The sequence below is a fragment of the Flavobacterium sp. GW823-FHT06G12 genome, from assembly GCF_058794775.1.
The window spans coordinates 675,182-692,318 of record NZ_JBXAHE010000001.1; the positions used below are offsets into that span (position 1 = coordinate 675,182).

A 17,137-nucleotide genomic window follows, 5' to 3' on the forward strand; every position below is an offset into this window, starting at 1 on the left:
TTGAGCAGTATGATATATTAATTTTTAGTGTTTTAATTGATAAGATTGAAATAATACTTTTTACGATTTTTAAATAATAAAATAAATGAATCATAAAAAGTAAAGCTTAATTAGCAGTTTGTTCCTAATTAAAACAAAATTAGCATACCGACTTCCATACCAAAATTATACGATTTTTCGCCACCAAAAGCTACGCTTGGGTGTACATAAACTAAGTTTGTTGGGGTTATTTTTCGGCCAAATTCCATAAAAGCATTATTTTGAAATCCTTCTAAAATGTAATTGTATCTAAAAGCTACATCTGTAGCAATCCAATTTTTGCCAAAGAACCATAACAAGTTATTCTCTAGTAAAGTTACACTTATGTCGCTTCGATTACTGGATCCTGCAAAACTTTGAGAATGCTCCAAAGTTGCAAACCATAAAAATCTTTTGTGATTGAAGTATTTTGCAAAAATACCGGCAGGGATAACAACCCATTTTCCGGTACCAAAACTTGGATCTGCGGCAGAATTTGAGATGACACGGGTTCTAAGTCCAATTCCGTTATTTTTCTTAAAATAAGGAATAAAACTTACTCCAGCACCTACGTCACCAAGTCCAGTTTGATTGATAGAATTGGAGTTGGTCGAAATTAAAGGTAAATCAAATCTCAGATTCCAAGCTTTGTTGCCTATTGGCTGTAAAACACGCAAATTCGTGGTATTATACGAACCGTTCTTAGTGTCTAAGTATTCGTTGTACAGTAAAATGGTTTGCAGAAAGTAATGATAACGAGGTTCGGCAAATGGACTATTGCTTCTGTCGATGTCCTCGTCTTGAGCCACTGCAAGAAATGTAATAAGAAAAAAAATGCTAAAGTAAAGTAGTTGTTTTTTCATAACTGTCTGCAAATGAGTAGACTAATTTACGAAAATTACTTTAACATTTTAATTTTTTATTTGTTCCAGATTTTCCAAGCTTTTTCGGCTTGAAAAATAAGCATATCATGTCCATTTTTTATTACAGCTCCCATTTCTTTTGCTTTTCTCAAGAAAGTGGTTTCTGCTGGATTGTAGATTAAATCGTATGCAATATGTTTTTCTGTAAAAAACTCGTAAGGTAAATTTGGACAAGCATCAATATTTGGACTCGTTCCAACTGGCGTGCAATTGATTATGATTTGAAAATTATCAAAAGTAGTAGCATTGATTAAATCATAATCAATAATGTTTTCTTTTGCTTCTCTAGAGACAAAAGTGTACGGAATATTCAATTCATCCAAAGCAAAAGCGACACCTTTAGAAGCACCACCTGTTCCTAAAATAAGTGCTTTTTTATGATGTGGCTCTAGTAATGGTTTTAGAGATTTCTTAAATCCGTAATAATCGGTGTTGTAGCCTTTTAATTTACCATTTTTGGTAAACTTAATGGTGTTTACAGCGCCAATTAAAGCGGCTTTTTTTGATAATTTATCTAAGAATGGAATAACTTGTTCTTTGTACGGAATGGTAACATTTAAACCCTTTAAATCAGGATTGTTCTTAATTAATTCTGTAAAGTAATTAATCTCCGAAATGTCAAAATTCTCATAGCTGTTGCCAGCAAAAACTTCATTATTAAATTTTTCTGTAAAATAACCTTTTGAAAAAGAGTAGCTTATGTTGCGTCCTAATAATCCAAAACGTCTTCTTAATAAAATATCAACCATTCTTATTTACGATGTTTTTCTATATAATTTTTTACTGTTTTTTTTGTCCAAACCACAGGAAACAAATCTTCGATCAAGATATAATTGTCAAAGTTTAGGCGTAAGCCATTGCTTAAATGGAATTTAGCTTTTGTATTGTCTTGAATCATAAAATACAATCCAGCCAAACGATATTCGATTTCATTTTCTTCAGGGAAATATTCGGAAGCTTGCAATAAAGTTTGAATTGCAGTTTCAAATTCTCCTAAAAACTGAAGAATATCAACCCAGTACAACCAAGTGTCTAATGCATAATCGCCAAACTCTACTGCTTTTCTAAAGCCAAATTCGGCTTCTTCAAAGAAATTCATTTGTTTGTTGATTGTTGCATATCTTTTCCAATACAAACGATTCTGATTGTCAATCGCCAAAGCTTTATTTACAAAAAATAATGCTTTTTGATAGTTTTTTTGGCGAAGATGAAAATCTGTAATCGCAATCCAACCTTTATCTAAAAGCGGATCTTCGTGTACAGTTTGGTTATAATATTGGATTGCCTTCGCTAAATTTCCAAGTTTTTCATAACATTTACCAATTCGAAGAAGAGCATACGAAGTCGCATCGTCCAATTCGATAGTTCTGTTATAACTTTCGATTGCTTCGTTGTATTTTTTTAGGCGCTCATAAGCTTTTGCTTTTTCCATAAAAGCACCCAAAAATTCGTCATCAATTAACGTTGCGTAATCAAACGCACGAATTGCTTCTTCGTATTCTTTTACGCCATAATGAAGACGCCCAAGCTGATGCCAAGCAATTTCGCTGTAAGGATTTCTGTTGATGTATTCGTTTAGATAAACAATAGCTTCTTGATTTTGATCTAAAAATTCAAAACAATACACTACGTTATAGAGAGCAGATTGATCTTCTAAGTCTTCTTCAAGACATTTGATGAAACTGTCTTTTGCCATTTCGAGATTATCCATAAAAAGATATTCCATTCCAATCAAATTGTACACATCTGCATAATCATCAGTGTATTGAAGCGCAATTTTTAAAAGCTCTACTGCTTTTTCGTGCTGGTCTCTTTTGGAACAGATATTGGCTTTCTGGATATAGATTTCCTCGTTGTTAGGTTCAATTGCGTATAACTCATTCAAAAGCTTTTCAGCGATCTCAAGTTTATCATCATAGACTAGCATTTCTACTTGTACTAATTTTAAGCCTGTAGATTTTGGATGCTGGTCTAAAGCAAGTTTTAAGGCCTTCTTTGCTAAATTAGCCTTACCTATGTCTAAATAATGAAGAATAATTTCTTCGAATTCTTCAGAATCAAAAAAGAGTACTTTGTTGGTTTTTAACATCGACTCAAATTTGGATAGGGATAGGTTATAATCTTCTTCTTCGTTGCTTAATTGCATACTTCGTATATTTGAAATTAGCCTGATATAAATTTAGGCAACCATATAGTTGTTGTAAGGATAAGAAATTAATTGTTTTGAACAATTTAATTAACAATATATAGCGTTTTTTATTCTATTTTGGGAAGAAATCTCCTTTGTTATTAGGGGATTAGCTTCGGTTTTGTCATTTTTTTATTTGTACTAAAAGATTTAACCGAAATACAAATTGAGTATTAAGTTCTGTTATTTTTATTAAAAGCAGCACTCAAATGATTTTGTTTTTTTAATTGTTATTCTTTTTTATTATTCCATCCATAACGTCTAAAATAATAGCACAGCCTTCTCTAATTTCGTCTTCAGAAATAGTCAAAGGAGGTGTAATTCGTATTGCGCATCCTTCAAATAAAAGCCAGAATAAAATAAGTCCTCTGTCTTGACAGGTTAAAATGACTTCGTTTGTAATGTCTGCCGATTCTGTCATTGCAGCAAGCATTAATCCTTTTCCTCTAACTTCTGTAATCAAAGGATGTACCAAAAGCGATCTGAAGAGTTTTTCCTTCTCCAGCGTTTCTGCCATTAAATTTGTTTCAGTTAATTCTTGCAAAGTAGCCAAACAAGCTGACGCAATGACAGGGTGACCTCCAAAAGTGGTTATATGTCCTAATTTTGGATTTTCAGTTAAAAGATCCATTTTTTCGGCAGAAGCGGTGAATGCGCCAACTGGCATTCCGCCACCCATTCCTTTACCCATAACCACGATATCTGGAACAACATCATAATTTTGAAAGCCAAAAAGTTTTCCTGTTCTTCCAAAACCTGGCTGAATTTCGTCAACAATCATCAAAGCTCCAACTTCATCACAGCGTTTACGAACTTTTTCAAGAAAGTTATTTTCTGGCTGAATAAAACCAGCTCCACCTTGAATGGTTTCTAAAAGAATAGCGGCTGTTCGGGTTGTTATTTTTTGTAAATCTTCTTCGTTATTGAAAGTAATAAAATCAACATCTGGAAGTAAAGGTCTAAAAGCTTGTTTTCGCTCCTCGAATCCCATAACACTCATAGAACCCATCGTGTTTCCATGATAAGCATTGTGGCAAGAAATAAGCTGGCTGCGGCCTGTAACTCGTTTTGCGAGTTTTAAAGAGCCTTCAATTGCTTCTGTACCCGAATTTACCAAATAGGTTTTGTTTAAAGATTCAGGCAGGAGAGAAGCCATTAATTTACAATATTGAACAGCAGGACTTTGAGAATATTCTCCGTAAACCATTACATGAGAATATTTGTCCAACTGATCTTTTATAGCCTGATTTACTCTAGGATGCTGATGTCCCAAAGTACAAGCCGAAACTCCAGCAACAAAATCTAAATATTTTTTATCGTTTGTATCGTATATGTAAGAGCCAATGGCATGTGAAACTTCCATTCCGAGTGGATAAGGAGAAGTCTGCGCTTGGTATTTTATAAAATCTGGATTCATCTTTTTGAGGTTCAAAGTAGCAAAGGTACTGAGGTTCTAAGGTTTTTTAACTTTACGCTTAGGTTAACTTTTTAGGTTAATTTTTGCGAAATAGTAATTCGCAAAGAAGCTGTAAACATTACTGAGACTGTCCTAAATAAAATTACTTATCTTTATCTTTAGTCTGAGGTTCTGTTTTGATAGGAGGTTTGGGGTTCTTCTTGTCGTAATCCAAAGTTTCTTTTCTAACTTTCATTGGAACGTTTTTACCTTTTTCTTCCTGTTCTTTCCCTTCTTTAATCAGTTTTTCATTCATTTCATTTTCTTCTGCGGTAAAAATATCATCTTTCGATTTTATTCTTTCATCGCCTCGCCAATTCATTCCTCGAAGTTTTCTAGCATTTTCAGGAAGTTCGTCTTCGGGGTATATATCTCCATCAACTTTATTGAAGAATGTAATCGTTTCAACAGCATTATTTTCTAAGATCATATTGATCTTACTGCTCACATTTTTATTGATTCCAATTAGTTCATTGGCATCGTTTCGCATATAATAAACGACTTCAGTGTTTTTTATAACATCAACATCATGCAGTTTCCCATCCCGAAATTTCCCAAACAAATTAATTCCCTTGACCTGATTGTAACCGGTTCCGAGAGTATCCTTGGAGAGAACAAAGGTGTTATTTAATACTTTTAGAGAATCAATTTTTCTTGTTTTATTGTCGCCAATCAAGTGCATTATATCTCCTGTAATTTGGTTGTCGCCATTCCAAAGAATCGGATTTCCAATAAGCTTAGTTAAAGCTGTTTTAGAATTCGAGTGTATAGAATCACATTTGCCACTCATGTCTGTTTTATAAAAACGAACATTATTAAAAGCACGCAAAATTCTTTCTCCCTCTTTTCCCGTTACCAGTAATTTCTTTCCATGAATGTAAACGGAATCATTTTCAACCAAATTAATAGCAACCGCTCGTTTGGTTACAAACATTGAATCTTTAAGCTTATAAAGCTCTGCATAATGGCCTTTTACAATTCCTTTATTAATAGAGTCGGTAATTTTTACATTCCGTGTTGCCGATGCAAATTCAATATTTCGATTATAATACAAACTATCGCCCTCTATAAGCCTGTCGTCATATTTTATATAAGATCTTCGAAGAAAATGAGCTAAGTTTTTTTTCGTATCGTAAAAGCCTTTTTCAGTATAAATATAGTTGGCTTTACTTGTAATAGTTGAAGGGCCAAGAAGATAAGTATGTCCAGAATTACTGTAATAATCCAAATGATTCGATTTAATCACATATTTCGGATTTGTAATTGTAACTTCAGTCAAAAACTGGAACTTCTTTTCCTTTACAAAATATCTTCCAGATTTACTTACCAGAGTATTGTCTTTATTTACGATAGTACCCTTTGTATTGTAAAAGGCTTCCTGAACATTTCTGTCAAAATTAATCGTATCAGTCTGCAAAGTAGCATCTGGAGAAGTTAAAACGGCATTTCCTGTAGCAAAAGCTTTCTTTTCATTTCCGCTATATTCTGCATATTTACTATTTAAGAATAAAGTATCTCCCTGTACTAATTGTACATTTCCGAATGCTTTTAGATAGTTTTCTTTTTGAAAAAAATAAGCTTTATTGCAAGTCAATACAACACCATCATGATTAACTTTTACATTTCCGGTAAGTAAAAGCGCATCTGGTACATTAACTTGATCCACGTCAGAAAAATCGGCATTCTCAATGACGATAGTTTTAGGAGCTTGTGTGGTTTTTTTGGCCTGCGCAGAAATAAATTGTACACTAAGTAACAGACAACAAAATATGAAAAAGAGTGATTTCTTCAACTGATTAAATTTTTGTCAAATTTATAAAAAAGGTTAGAACCAATGGTTCATATTAGGATTAATTTATCAATACTGGTCAACATTCGACCCAGAAGTTCTATGTTAATTATTTTTTCAACAAAACATCCAACTCTCACGTTGTAGTTGCCGTATTTTAGATTTTAAAGATACCATTTTAAACAGATGTTATCCTAAATTTTAAAAAATGAGCTACATTTAGAAACTAGTTTTAATGCTTTTAACCAGATTAAAATTAAAAAAGAAGTTAAGTATAGCCCAAAAATATATGATAAGTAAAAAAATAATTGCAGCCGGAATTACATTAACGATACTATTTTCAGCTTGTAAAACAAAAGATTTAAAAATGAATACAGTAAAAGAGCAAACTCCACCAGAAAAGAAAGTGGTAGTTTATCAAGTTTTTACGCGCCTATTTGGAAATAAAAACACAACCAATAAACCATGGGGAACTATTGAAGAAAATGGTGTCGGTAAGTTTAATGACTTTACAGATAAAGCGCTTCATGAAATAAAAGATCTTGGTGTTACTTATATTTGGTATACTGGAGTTCCTCATCACGCTTTGGTAAATGATTATACGGCTTACGGAATTTCTAATGATGATCCAGAAGTGGTAAAAGGCCGCGCAGGTTCTCCTTATGCAGTCAAAGATTACTATAACGTAAATCCAGATTTGGCTGTAAATCCTGCAAAACGTTTAGAAGAGTTTGAAGCTTTAATAAAACGTACTCATAACGCAGGTTTGAAAGTGATTATCGATATTGTTCCGAATCATATTGCGAGAAAATATGAAGGAAAATCGAATCCTGCAGGCGTAAGGGATTTTGGTGCAGATGATGATGTTTCTGTTGAATACAAACGAGATAATAATTTCTATTATATTCCTAAAGAGCATTTTGAAATTCCGGATGGAGATATTCCTTTAAATGGAGAAAAAAATCCATTAATTGATGGGAAATTTGATGAGAATCCAGCAAAATGGACTGGAAATGGTTCTAGAAAATTCAAGCCAGACCAAAACGATTGGTACGAAACGGTAAAAGTAAATTACGGAGTTCGTCCAGACGGAATTAAAGATTTCTCTGAACTTCCCAGTGGTTTTGACCAAAAAAGCTATCAAGAACATTTTGATTTTTGGCAAGATAAAGACGTTCCAGATTCTTGGAAAAAGTTTAGAGACATTGCATTATACTGGACAGCAAAAGGTGTAGATGGATTTCGTTATGATATGGCAGAAATGGTTCCGTATGAATTTTGGAGTTATATGAACTCATCAATTAAAATGAAAAATCCGAATGCTTTTTTATTGGCCGAAGTTTATAATCCGAATGAATATCGAAACTATATTCGTTTAGGAAAAATGGACTATTTGTACGATAAAGTAGAAACGTATGATAAACTGAAAGATGTTATTCGAGGAAAATCTTCACCTGATGAATTAACAAAAATCCAAAACGGAATGGCAGATATTGAACATCATATGCTTCATTTTTTAGATAATCATGATGAACAGCGTTTAGCAAGTCCAGAATTTGCAGGAACGCCAGAAAGAGGTAAACCTCTGATGGTTGTTTCGGCAACAATTAGCACTTCTCCAACAATGATTTATTTCGGACAAGAAGTAGGAGAGGCTGGAAATGAAGATGCAGGTTTTGGAAAACGCTCAAGAACATCCATTTTTGATTATATCGGAGTTCCAAATCATCAGCGTTGGATGAATGATGGTAAATTTGATGGTGGACAACTTTCTGCTTCAGAAAAAGAATTGCGTGATTTTTACAAACGTTTATTGAATTTTACAATCAAAAGCAGTGCTTTGATGGGAAGTTTTGAAGAAATTCAATCAGCAAACAGACAAAGTAATGAAGGTTACGATGCGTTATTGTACTCTTATGCACGTTGGTCAGAAAATCAAAAACTGATTGTAATTGCTAATTTCTCTTCTGAGAAAGGAAGCGAATTTAATTTAAAAGTTCCTTCATCGGTTATTTCAAAATGGAATTTAAAAGATGGAGAATATCAATTGAAAGAACAATTATATCAAAATAAAACATTTGTATTAAAAGTTCAGAATGGAGTAGGAGAGGCAAAAATTTCAATCCAACCTTCAGAATCTTTAATTTTAGAGTTAAAATAAAAGTTTTAGATTATAAAAAGAGAAAACTTGTTTAGAGAAACATCTAAGCAAGTTTTTTTTTGTTTTTAAGACTTTTTAAGTAACGAAAGAATCTCTCTAATTGAAAATTGAGCACCACAAACAAATTCGTCTGAAGCGCCGTAATATACTGTTAATGTATCGCCATCTGGTTCGATAATATGACCATTTGTGAAAACGACATTTCCAAAGAAACCACTTAACTCATAATTGGTTTTAGGAAACATAATTGGAGTTTCGGTTCTTGAAATCACTTTTGTTGGATCTTTTAAGTCCAATAAAAAAGCGCCTAAACAATATTGATGGAATTCGTTGGCTCCATGATAGATTTCGAGCCAGCCTAAATCTGTTTTTATTGGTGCGGCACCAGCACCAACTCTTTTGCTGTCCCAGCTTTCTTTCCTAGTTTTTATAATGCATTTATGATTTCCCCAATGAATTCCATCAGGAGAAGAAGCAATCCAGATATAATTTCCGCCAATATCTACACTGCTTGGGCGATGTAAGGCATAAAATAATCCATTAATTTTTTCTTCAAAAATAGCACAGTCTTTATTGTGCGGAGGAAATATCAGTCCATGTTTCTTAAAATTTTTCCAATCAGTAGTAGTTCTTAAACCAACGCCTACACCACTTGGCGAAACAGAAGTAAAAGTGAGGTAATATTTTCCTTCAATTAAAGAGACGCGACAGTCTTCAATTCCAAAAGTTTCTAGTACTCCTTCGCCAACCAAATGCGGATAGCCTTCTGGTTCATAAAAGTGTTTTCCATCTTCGCTGCATAATAAACGAATATGTGACAAAGTGGTTAAATAATCAACGCCTTGATAGTTAATTACACGTGCATCTGTTGCTATAAGTTCAGGGTGATCTTTTAAAATTTCAATAATTTGAATTGTTCCTGCTTCCGTCAAAATCGGGAACGAAATAATATTCTCAATTTGTTTTGGTCTTTCAGCTACTCGTACAGCCAACCAGATTTTGTTTTGAAATTGAAATACACCAGGATTTAATAAGCAAGTGATTTCAAGACCTTCTCTGCTTGGTGGTAAATCTGATGGAGATAGTAAAGGGTTTTCTACGAAACGATTGGCAATGTCTTTCATGATTTTCGTTTAAGTACCTAAAAGGTATAAAAAAAAGCTGATACTTAATTGCATCAGCTTTTTTTCTATACTTTTTTAACCTTTTTGAGGGCTTCAACGTAATATTCATTTACTTTTTCCCAATTGATATGACTGTAAAAAGCATCAATATAACTGCCTTTTCGGTTTTGATAATCCAAGTAATAAGCATGTTCCCAAAGATCAATTCCCATAATTGGAGTTCCTGGAATTAAAGCATTTTTCATTAATGGATTGTCTTGATTGTCAGTTGTAGTAATTTGTAATTTACCATACCTGTCAACAACAAGCCAAACCCATCCAGAACCAAACTGTTTTTCAGATTGCGCTTTAAATTGGTTTGTTAAATTGGTAAAAGAGCCAAATTCTTTATTAATCGACCCCGAAAGCGTATCTTTAGGAGTCTGCTCTTTTGGAGTTAAAATATTAAAATAAAGCGTATGATTGTAATATCCGCCTGCATTCTGACGAAGTTTGGCATTATTTAAATCTAACTTTTTTAAAATATCCTCAATCGGCATATTTTCATATTCAGTGGAAACAATCTCTTTGTTGAAATTGTTTGTGTATGATAAATAATGCTTAGAATAATGAGTTTCTAAAGTCAAAGTTCTAATATCAGGCGAAAGTGCATCATAATTAAATGGCAATTTCATCATTTCAAAAGATCCAGGATCGGCTTTAACATCATTTGGTGAACCAATAGTTATTTTCTCTTCTTTTGTTGGAAGAGGAACTTCGACTACTTCAACCAGTTTATCTTCTTTACAGGAAAATAATAGTAAAAATGAAGCTAAAGTGCTGAAAAAAACAACGTTTTTCTTCATAATATTTTATTTTGATGTTAATGAATTGATGATCTCGATATAGTTTTCCTTTGCTTCATCAACAGACATATGGCTAATCTGCATCCATGCATTCGTTTTAAAAGCGTCTCTTAAATCAAAATTTTCAGATTGATTGTAAACAGCTGTTCCAAAAGTTGCTTGTTTGTAAAAAGCGTAAAGCCTTAACTGCACATCTTGTGGAAGTGAGGCTTGAGTCATTGTCATTGCAACTTCTACAGCTTTAGCAAAGCGAATATCTAAATCTTTATCAGTCATTTATGCTTTTGTAGCAATAATTGTTTTACCTCCAATTGCTTTTTGATTTAACTCAACATTAATAGGCGTACCTAAAGGTAAAAATAAATCTACTCTCGATCCAAATTTAATGAAACCAGCATCAGTTCCTTGAACAACTTGCATTCCTTCTTTAGCGTAATTTACAATTCTACGAGCCAATGCACCAGCAATTTGTCTGTATAAAATAGCGCCAAAAGTTTCATTTTCGATTACAACTGTAGTTCTTTCATTTTCTTCACTTGCTTTTGGATGCCAAGCAACAAGGAATTTTCCAGGGTGGTATTTGCTAAATTTAATGATACCATCCATCGCGTAACGTGTTACGTGAACATTGATTGGCGACATAAAAATAGAAACCTGTAAACGTTTGTCTTTGAAATATTCTCCTTCATAAACTTCTTCAATAACCACCACTTTTCCATCAACTGGAGCTAGGATGTGATCACTGTTTCTAACTGCAATTCTCTTCGGATTTCTGAAGAATTGTAAAATAATGATCAAAATTACAAGCGCTGCAATTTGAACAAGCATTCTAAGCCAATTGATATCAATAAATCTTTCAGCAATTAAAAGTACAGCTACAGTAAATACAGTACCTAATAAAATGGACGGGCCTCCTTCTTTATGAAACATAATATAAAATTTGATAAAATAAAAATATAATTGGTGCTACAAATATAACACTATCTAATCGATCTAAAATACCTCCATGACCAGGCATTATCGAACCACTGTCTTTTATGCCTGCAATTCGTTTAAATTTGGATTCTATCAAGTCTCCAATAGTTCCAAAAATACTTACGATTAATGCGATAATAGTCCAGATTAAAATCGATGTGCTGCTAAATTCAGGTTTAGGTTGGATGTAGAGTTTAGAAATTAAGAAACCAGCAAATGCGGCAAAAACGACACCGCCAAGAAAACCTTCGATTGTTTTTTTAGGAGAAACTCTCTCGAATAATTTGTGTTTTCCCATTGATTTCCCGACTAAATAAGCAAAAGTGTCATTAGTCCAGATTAATACAAATAATCCTAAAATGATTTTCGGATTATAATCGTTAGTTCCAAAAGATATTTTTACAATAAATACAAAAGGAAGTGTAATGTATCCAAGCAGATACAAATATTTTGAAGAAGTGCTTATTTTTTGAACCGAATCGTAAAATAAGAATATGATGCATTTTATAGAAACTACAATTGTAATAGCTAGAAGAATTAAATCCAACTGTTTGATATTGGTTTCTAAACTAATATTAGTATTAAATGAATCGTTTAAAAATTTAGTTGTTTGCTTGTTATAATGGCTTACAAGGATAATTGCAGAATAAACTAAAGTTCCAAAAAGAATAGAAAATACTTTGTTTAAGTTTACAATATTAGAAAATTCATATATCGTGATAATCAAGAAAACGCCAAAAAGGGTAATGAAGCTTTCTGTAGAAAACAATATAGAAGTTAGTAATAAAGCGATATAAACAGCACCAGAAATGGCCCTCTTCAGTGTTTCGTTCATCTTAAAGATCTTCTAGAAGCAATAAATAAAGGTTTTTAGCAACACTTCCGTATTGTGTAAAATCTTCGTCTTTCGCTTTTTCGAAATATTTTATTGTAGTGATATTAGTAGGATAGTCTCGTTCGTATTTACGTTTTATAGCGCTCAATCCGTCACTTTTCATGGGAAGGATTTGGCTTGTGGTTGCTATAATAACAATGTTTGCGGGCAATTCGTTTGGTTTATTCTGTCTGATTTGTCTTGATGAAAATAAAACTGATCCTTCATCAGCTATAAGGTTTTCACAACTTGCCAATAAGAATCTTGGTTTTGTTGGCGCGATATAAAATAATTTATTTTCTTCTAGTAAGCTAAAAAGGGCAGGTTCGTAACATAAAACTTCATTTTCAAACCAATCGTTTTCTTCTAAAATGTTTTCAAACTGCTCGTTAACTTCTTCCATGTTTTCGCAGTACAAAAATTTACCTCCATTTTTTTTGAAATTGAAAATAAATTGCTCGTCTAAAGATAAATGACTGTTCTGCGCAGAAGTTCCCGCATATTCGCTTTCGTTCTCTTCGTCAGAAGCGGCTTCACTAGAGCCAAATATTTTTTTGAAAAAATTCATTTTTTATATGAAATGCTTTACATGTTAATTGAAAACGTTCAAAGATAAAAAAATCTTAATTCAAAAGGGTATTTTGAATTAAGATTTTAAAAAATTATTACGTATTTCGTAATTACTTATGAAACTACTTCTTCTAAATTTTTGTCAAAAGTACGTTTTCCGAATATGTTTTCTAAGTCATCTTTAAAGATTACTTCTTTTTCAATCAGAATATCAGCAAGTTGGTTTAACTTATCTTTGTTTTCCTCTAAAATCTGAATTGCTCTCTGATATTGACCTTCGATTAACTCTGAAATTTCTTTGTCAATAATTTTTGCAGTTTCATCAGAATACGGTTTAGAGAAGTTGTATTCGCTTTGTCCGCTTGAATCGTAATACGTAACATTACCGATTTTATCATTCAATCCGTAAATAGTTACCATAGCACGAGCTTGACGAGTTACTTTTTCTAAGTCGCTTAATGCGCCAGTCGAAATTCTGTCGAAAGTTACTTTTTCAGCAGCTCTACCTCCCATAGTAGCACACATTTCGTCTAACATTTGGTCTGTTCTCACGATTTGTCTCTCTTCTGGCAAGTACCAAGCAGCTCCTAAACTTTGTCCACGAGGAACAATTGTTACTTTAATAAGTGGGGCAGCATGCTCTAACATCCAGCTTACAGTAGCGTGACCAGCTTCGTGAATTGCAATTGCTCTTTTTTCGTCTGGAGTAATGATTTTGTTTTTCTTTTCAAGACCACCAATAATTCTATCAACGGCATCAAGGAAATCTTGTCTGTCAACTGCAGCTTTGTTGTTACGAGCAGCAATAAGAGCAGCTTCGTTACAAACATTGGCAATATCAGCACCAGAGAATCCTGGAGTTTGTTTTGCTAAGAAATCTAAATCTAGACCTTCAACTTTTTTAATAGGAGCTAAGTGTACTTTGAAGATTTCAGCTCTTTCGCGAATGTCTGGTAAGTCAACAAAAATTTGTCTGTCAAAACGTCCTGCACGCATTAAAGCTTTGTCTAGAACATCAGCTCTATTGGTTGCAGCCAAAACGATTACGTTAGAGTTTGTGCCAAAACCGTCCATTTCTGTCAGTAATTGGTTCAAAGTATTCTCTCTTTCGTCATTTCCGCCAGACATATTGCTTTTTCCTCTCGCTCTACCAACAGCATCGATCTCATCAATGAAAATGATAGCAGGAGATTTTTCTTTAGCTTGTTTGAATAAGTCACGTACACGTGAAGCACCAACTCCTACGAACATTTCTACGAAATCTGAACCAGATAAAGAAAAGAAAGGTACTTGAGCCTCACCAGCAACGGCTTTTGCCAATAAAGTTTTACCAGTTCCTGGAGGTCCTACCAATAAAGCTCCTTTTGGAATTTTACCTCCAAGATTCGTGTATTTTTCAGGATTTTTAAGGAATTCAACAATTTCTTGAATTTCTTCTTTAGCACCTTCTAAACCTGCAACATCTTTAAATGTAGTTTTGATATCTGTTTTTTCATCAAACAATTTAGCTTTAGATTTTCCGATATTGAAAATCTGTCCGCCTCCGCCAGCACCTCCGCCAGACATTTTACGCATAATGAAAATCCATACACCAACAATAATGATAATAGGAAGTAAGCTAATTAAAATATCGCTCCAGTTATTTTTTTGAAGAAAGTTGAAGTCTTTCAATTTCCCTTCGCTAACTGCTTTTTCTAATTTAGTCTGAAAGATTTGATCATTACCAATTTCCAAAGTGTAGTGTGGACCTTTGTTTGGCTGTTTGAAAATATCTTCAGCAACTTTTTTGTTTGCTGGGTCTTTAAGAGCCGCAGCATTCAAATATACCTCAGCTTCTGCTTTGTTGTAAACAATTACTTTTTCAATTTGTCCTTTCTCTAGAAGGGTGTTAAATTTAGAAGAAGTTAATTGGGCAGGTTCGCTTAAGCTTGATCCTCCTGTGGCAAAACTTATGAATAAAAAAACTAAAAGTATTGCGGTGTATATTAACCAAGGACTTATTTTAAATTTATTCGGATTTGGATTATTATCTTTAGCCATTTAATGAAAGTTTCTTTAGTATTTGTTCTCGATTGAAGTTATTTTGGCATCGCCCCAAAGGCTTTCGATGTTGTAATATTCGCGAATATGTTTCTGGAAAACGTGTACTACAATATGTACATAGTCCATTAAAACCCATTCTGCATTATCGGTTCCTTCTACGTGCCAAGGTTTATCTTTTAAGTCTTTTGATACAATTTTTTGAATTGAGTTTACGATGGCGTTTACTTGGGTGTTTGAGCTACCGTTGCAAATAACAAAATAGTCGCATACAGCTGTATCTATTTCTCTTAAGTCAAGAATATCGATATCATTTCCTTTTACTTCCTCAATCCCTTTGATTATGTTCGCCAGTAGAACATCATTATTAACAGTCTTTTTCGCCATGAATTATTTTATATGAATTTGTAAAGTTACCAAATTTTGTGATTATTTTTGAACCTTAACAAAATATTAAACTAAGATATTTAAATTATTTAATGAAACTAATCAAACTCGATGCCATAGATTCTACAAACGACTTTCTAAAATCATTAGCAAGTCAAGATGAACTGGAGAATTTCACTGTGGTAACAGCTGAAAATCAGACAAAAGGAAAAGGTCAAGTTGGTGGCGTATGGAAGACTCAAGCGGGTAAAAATCTAACTATGAGCGTTTTGGTGAAGGATTTTCTCTTTAGTAATGAAGAAGTTTTCAATTTAAGTGTCTTGGTTGCTTTATCGATTGCAGAGGTTTTAAAATCGTTAAATATTCCTGATATCTGTATTAAATGGCCAAACGACATTCTGTCATACAATAAGAAACTTGTTGGCATATTAATCGAAAATACCTTAAAAAGCGATGGCAGAATTGTGTCAGTTGTCGGAATTGGAATCAATGTCAATCAAACCGATTTTGACGAATTGCCTAACGCTTCTTCACTGGCAGTAATTTCAGGAAAACCTTTTGAGAAAGAAGAAATAGCAATTTTAATTGTTGAAAAGTTAAAAGAAAAGATTCAGTCTTGGAAAACTGAATCTCAAAATTTCTGGAACGAGTACTTTAATTTTTTATTCAAAAAAGGCGTTCCAACAGCGTTTAGAGACAATAATGAACAAGATTTTATGGGAATTATTCAAGGTGTTTCTCCTGTTGGAAAACTGCAGGTTTTGCTAGAAGACGATTCTATTGCAGAGTTTGAGATAAAAGAGATTAAGATGCTTTACTAAGTTGCTAAGGTTCTGAGATGCTAAGATTCTAAGTTTTTTTTAAGGTTTTTTGTGGAGATATACTGCAGCGAGTAACGTATTTATGAAATCTCGCAAAGACGCTAAGTTGCAGAGTTTTATAAATAATAAAGTTTAAATGTAGTTTGTCATTTCGACGTAAGGAGAAATCTCCACAAGTAGCTCCGCTCCTAAAATTGCCAATCTTTGTAGAGTTTCTCGTGAAGATTTCTCCTTACGTCGAAATGACAAAAAATGCGGTGAAATTTTTGCGAACTTTGCGTAATTCCTTGTGTCATTTGTGGTTAAAAAAAATGTCCAACAATAGTCGGACATTTTAATTTATAATTCACAATTAATAATTCACCATTATTAAAGCTTGTTCATATTGTTTGCTAAAGTTTCAATAAACTTACTGATTGGACCTTTAGCCATCATTGCCATCATAGCGTTGAATTCGCCCTCAAAGAATAACTGAACAGCACTTTCTGAATCAGAAACAGTGTCAATGTTTGAAGTTAGTGTAAACGGAAGTTTATCACTTGCAGCACCCAAAACAATTTTGTTTGGAGCTACTTTATCTTTCATTTTTAATTTGATTTCAGGCATCCCTTTCAATCCAAAAATAAAAGCGTCTTCACCAGTCACTTCAAATTTAGCAATGTTGTCTGGCATTAATTTTTCGAAATTCTTCACGTCAGTCAATTGATCGAATAAATCTTGAGCTGATTTCTGAACAGTAACTTTTGGACTTTCTAAGTTCATATTGTTTTTTGTTTTTTTTGTTTTACCGCAAATGTTTTTTACCGCAAAGGACGCAAGGTTTTATGTTACTTTGACTTTATTTAAGTTCGCAAAGCTGAAATTAAAAAAAGAGCAGAGCGATTTTTAGAAAATCTAAAATCTAAAATCTAAAATCTAAAATCTAAAATCTAAAATCTAAAATCTAAAATCTAAAATCTAAAATCT

16 protein-coding genes are annotated in these 17,137 nt (G+C 33.1%); 2 read left to right on the forward strand and 14 right to left on the reverse strand.

What is annotated here, in order from left to right; genetic code table 11:
• Window positions 1-128: 128 nt before the first annotated feature.
• From AC1Q5Z_RS02930 to AC1Q5Z_RS02950, 5 genes are all read right to left on the reverse strand, one after another.
• Window positions 129-881, reverse strand: coding sequence for a lipid A phosphoethanolamine transferase (locus AC1Q5Z_RS02930; protein ID WP_343589408.1), 753 nt, complete (start codon window positions 879-881; stop codon window positions 129-131).
• Between the two features lie 56 nt (window positions 882-937).
• Window positions 938-1,690: a shikimate dehydrogenase family protein gene (locus AC1Q5Z_RS02935; RefSeq protein WP_286965971.1), complete on the reverse strand. Its 753-nt coding sequence runs from the start codon at window positions 1,688-1,690 to the stop codon at window positions 938-940.
• 2 nt (window positions 1,691-1,692) lie between these two features.
• A complete protein-coding gene (locus AC1Q5Z_RS02940) occupies window positions 1,693-3,087 on the reverse strand; it encodes a tetratricopeptide repeat protein (protein WP_198857205.1) in 1,395 nt (464 codons plus the stop codon).
• Between the two features lie 265 nt (window positions 3,088-3,352).
• Complete coding sequence (locus tag AC1Q5Z_RS02945; protein ID WP_198857206.1) at window positions 3,353-4,546, reverse strand: aspartate aminotransferase family protein; 1,194 nt, start codon at window positions 4,544-4,546, stop codon at window positions 3,353-3,355.
• A gap of 142 nt (window positions 4,547-4,688) precedes the next feature.
• Window positions 4,689-6,377: an OstA-like protein gene (locus tag AC1Q5Z_RS02950; protein WP_278022133.1), complete on the reverse strand. Its 1,689-nt coding sequence runs from the start codon at window positions 6,375-6,377 to the stop codon at window positions 4,689-4,691.
• A gap of 286 nt (window positions 6,378-6,663) precedes the next feature.
• Between AC1Q5Z_RS02950 and AC1Q5Z_RS02955 the strand changes: the two genes are divergently transcribed.
• Complete coding sequence (locus AC1Q5Z_RS02955) at window positions 6,664-8,535, forward strand: alpha-amylase family protein (RefSeq protein WP_343589405.1); 1,872 nt, start codon at window positions 6,664-6,666, stop codon at window positions 8,533-8,535.
• Between the two features lie 65 nt (window positions 8,536-8,600).
• Here the strand turns inward: AC1Q5Z_RS02955 and AC1Q5Z_RS02960 are convergent, their stop codons facing one another.
• From AC1Q5Z_RS02960 to rsfS, 8 genes are all read right to left on the reverse strand, one after another.
• Window positions 8,601-9,659, reverse strand: a complete 1,059-nt coding sequence (locus AC1Q5Z_RS02960) for a glycoside hydrolase family 130 protein (protein ID WP_343589403.1) — start codon at window positions 9,657-9,659, stop codon at window positions 8,601-8,603.
• Between the two features lie 65 nt (window positions 9,660-9,724).
• Window positions 9,725-10,504, reverse strand: a complete 780-nt coding sequence (locus AC1Q5Z_RS02965) for a superoxide dismutase (protein WP_278022130.1) — start codon at window positions 10,502-10,504, stop codon at window positions 9,725-9,727.
• Between the two features lie 6 nt (window positions 10,505-10,510).
• Entirely contained in the window at window positions 10,511-10,780 is a 270-nt protein-coding gene (locus tag AC1Q5Z_RS02970) for an acyl-CoA-binding protein (protein WP_278022129.1), read from the reverse strand.
• A complete protein-coding gene (locus tag AC1Q5Z_RS02975) occupies window positions 10,781-11,434 on the reverse strand; it encodes a phosphatidylserine decarboxylase family protein (protein WP_198857211.1) in 654 nt (217 codons plus the stop codon). It lies immediately after the preceding gene.
• Window positions 11,424-12,314 carry a phosphatidate cytidylyltransferase gene (locus tag AC1Q5Z_RS02980; protein WP_286965980.1) on the reverse strand — a complete coding sequence of 297 codons (891 nt, stop codon included), beginning with the start codon at window positions 12,312-12,314 and terminating at the stop codon, window positions 11,424-11,426. Before AC1Q5Z_RS02980 ends, AC1Q5Z_RS02975 begins: the two co-directional genes overlap by 11 nt.
• Window position 12,315: 1 nt before the next feature.
• Complete coding sequence (locus tag AC1Q5Z_RS02985; RefSeq protein ID WP_198857213.1) at window positions 12,316-12,921, reverse strand: lactate utilization protein B/C; 606 nt, start codon at window positions 12,919-12,921, stop codon at window positions 12,316-12,318.
• Window positions 12,922-13,037: 116 nt separating this feature from the next.
• Window positions 13,038-14,963 (reverse strand): ATP-dependent zinc metalloprotease FtsH, encoded by a 1,926-nt coding sequence (ftsH, locus tag AC1Q5Z_RS02990; RefSeq protein WP_198857214.1) that lies wholly within the window; start codon window positions 14,961-14,963, stop codon window positions 13,038-13,040.
• Window positions 14,964-14,978: 15 nt separating this feature from the next.
• Complete coding sequence (gene rsfS / locus AC1Q5Z_RS02995; protein WP_177210090.1) at window positions 14,979-15,350, reverse strand: ribosome silencing factor; 372 nt, start codon at window positions 15,348-15,350, stop codon at window positions 14,979-14,981.
• A gap of 92 nt (window positions 15,351-15,442) precedes the next feature.
• Here rsfS and AC1Q5Z_RS03000 point away from each other — a divergent pair, with 92 nt between their 5' ends.
• A complete protein-coding gene (locus AC1Q5Z_RS03000; protein ID WP_343589398.1) occupies window positions 15,443-16,171 on the forward strand; it encodes a biotin--[acetyl-CoA-carboxylase] ligase in 729 nt (242 codons plus the stop codon).
• A 369-nt stretch (window positions 16,172-16,540) separates the two neighbouring features.
• On the opposite strand, the gene AC1Q5Z_RS03005 is transcribed toward AC1Q5Z_RS03000, so the two are convergent.
• Complete coding sequence (locus AC1Q5Z_RS03005) at window positions 16,541-16,933, reverse strand: SRPBCC family protein (RefSeq protein ID WP_492443779.1); 393 nt, start codon at window positions 16,931-16,933, stop codon at window positions 16,541-16,543.
• Window positions 16,934-17,137: the final 204 nt, after the last annotated feature.

What these genes read in the sequence shown, in the direction of transcription:
- AC1Q5Z_RS02965 (WP_278022130.1), bottom strand. Translation starts at nt 10,504, where the DNA reads ATGAAGAAAAACGTTGTTTTTTTCAGCACTTTAGCTTCATTTTTACTA.
- AC1Q5Z_RS03005 (WP_492443779.1), bottom strand. Translation starts at nt 16,933, where the DNA reads ATGAACTTAGAAAGTCCAAAAGTTACTGTTCAGAAATCAGCTCAAGAT.
- AC1Q5Z_RS02980 (WP_286965980.1), bottom strand. Translation starts at nt 12,314, where the DNA reads ATGAACGAAACACTGAAGAGGGCCATTTCTGGTGCTGTTTATATCGCT.
- AC1Q5Z_RS02975 (WP_198857211.1), bottom strand. Translation starts at nt 11,434, where the DNA reads ATGTTTCATAAAGAAGGAGGCCCGTCCATTTTATTAGGTACTGTATTT.
- AC1Q5Z_RS02970 (WP_278022129.1), bottom strand. Translation starts at nt 10,780, where the DNA reads ATGACTGATAAAGATTTAGATATTCGCTTTGCTAAAGCTGTAGAAGTT.
- AC1Q5Z_RS02940 (WP_198857205.1), bottom strand. Translation starts at nt 3,087, where the DNA reads ATGCAATTAAGCAACGAAGAAGAAGATTATAACCTATCCCTATCCAAA.
- rsfS (WP_177210090.1), bottom strand. Translation starts at nt 15,350, where the DNA reads ATGGCGAAAAAGACTGTTAATAATGATGTTCTACTGGCGAACATAATC.
- AC1Q5Z_RS02935 (WP_286965971.1), bottom strand. Translation starts at nt 1,690, where the DNA reads ATGGTTGATATTTTATTAAGAAGACGTTTTGGATTATTAGGACGCAAC.
- AC1Q5Z_RS03000 (WP_343589398.1), top strand. Translation starts at nt 15,443, where the DNA reads ATGAAACTAATCAAACTCGATGCCATAGATTCTACAAACGACTTTCTA.
- AC1Q5Z_RS02930 (WP_343589408.1), bottom strand. Translation starts at nt 881, where the DNA reads ATGAAAAAACAACTACTTTACTTTAGCATTTTTTTTCTTATTACATTT.
- AC1Q5Z_RS02985 (WP_198857213.1), bottom strand. Translation starts at nt 12,921, where the DNA reads ATGAATTTTTTCAAAAAAATATTTGGCTCTAGTGAAGCCGCTTCTGAC.
- AC1Q5Z_RS02955 (WP_343589405.1), top strand. Translation starts at nt 6,664, where the DNA reads ATGATAAGTAAAAAAATAATTGCAGCCGGAATTACATTAACGATACTA.
- AC1Q5Z_RS02945 (WP_198857206.1), bottom strand. Translation starts at nt 4,546, where the DNA reads ATGAATCCAGATTTTATAAAATACCAAGCGCAGACTTCTCCTTATCCA.
- AC1Q5Z_RS02960 (WP_343589403.1), bottom strand. Translation starts at nt 9,659, where the DNA reads ATGAAAGACATTGCCAATCGTTTCGTAGAAAACCCTTTACTATCTCCA.
- ftsH (WP_198857214.1), bottom strand. Translation starts at nt 14,963, where the DNA reads ATGGCTAAAGATAATAATCCAAATCCGAATAAATTTAAAATAAGTCCT.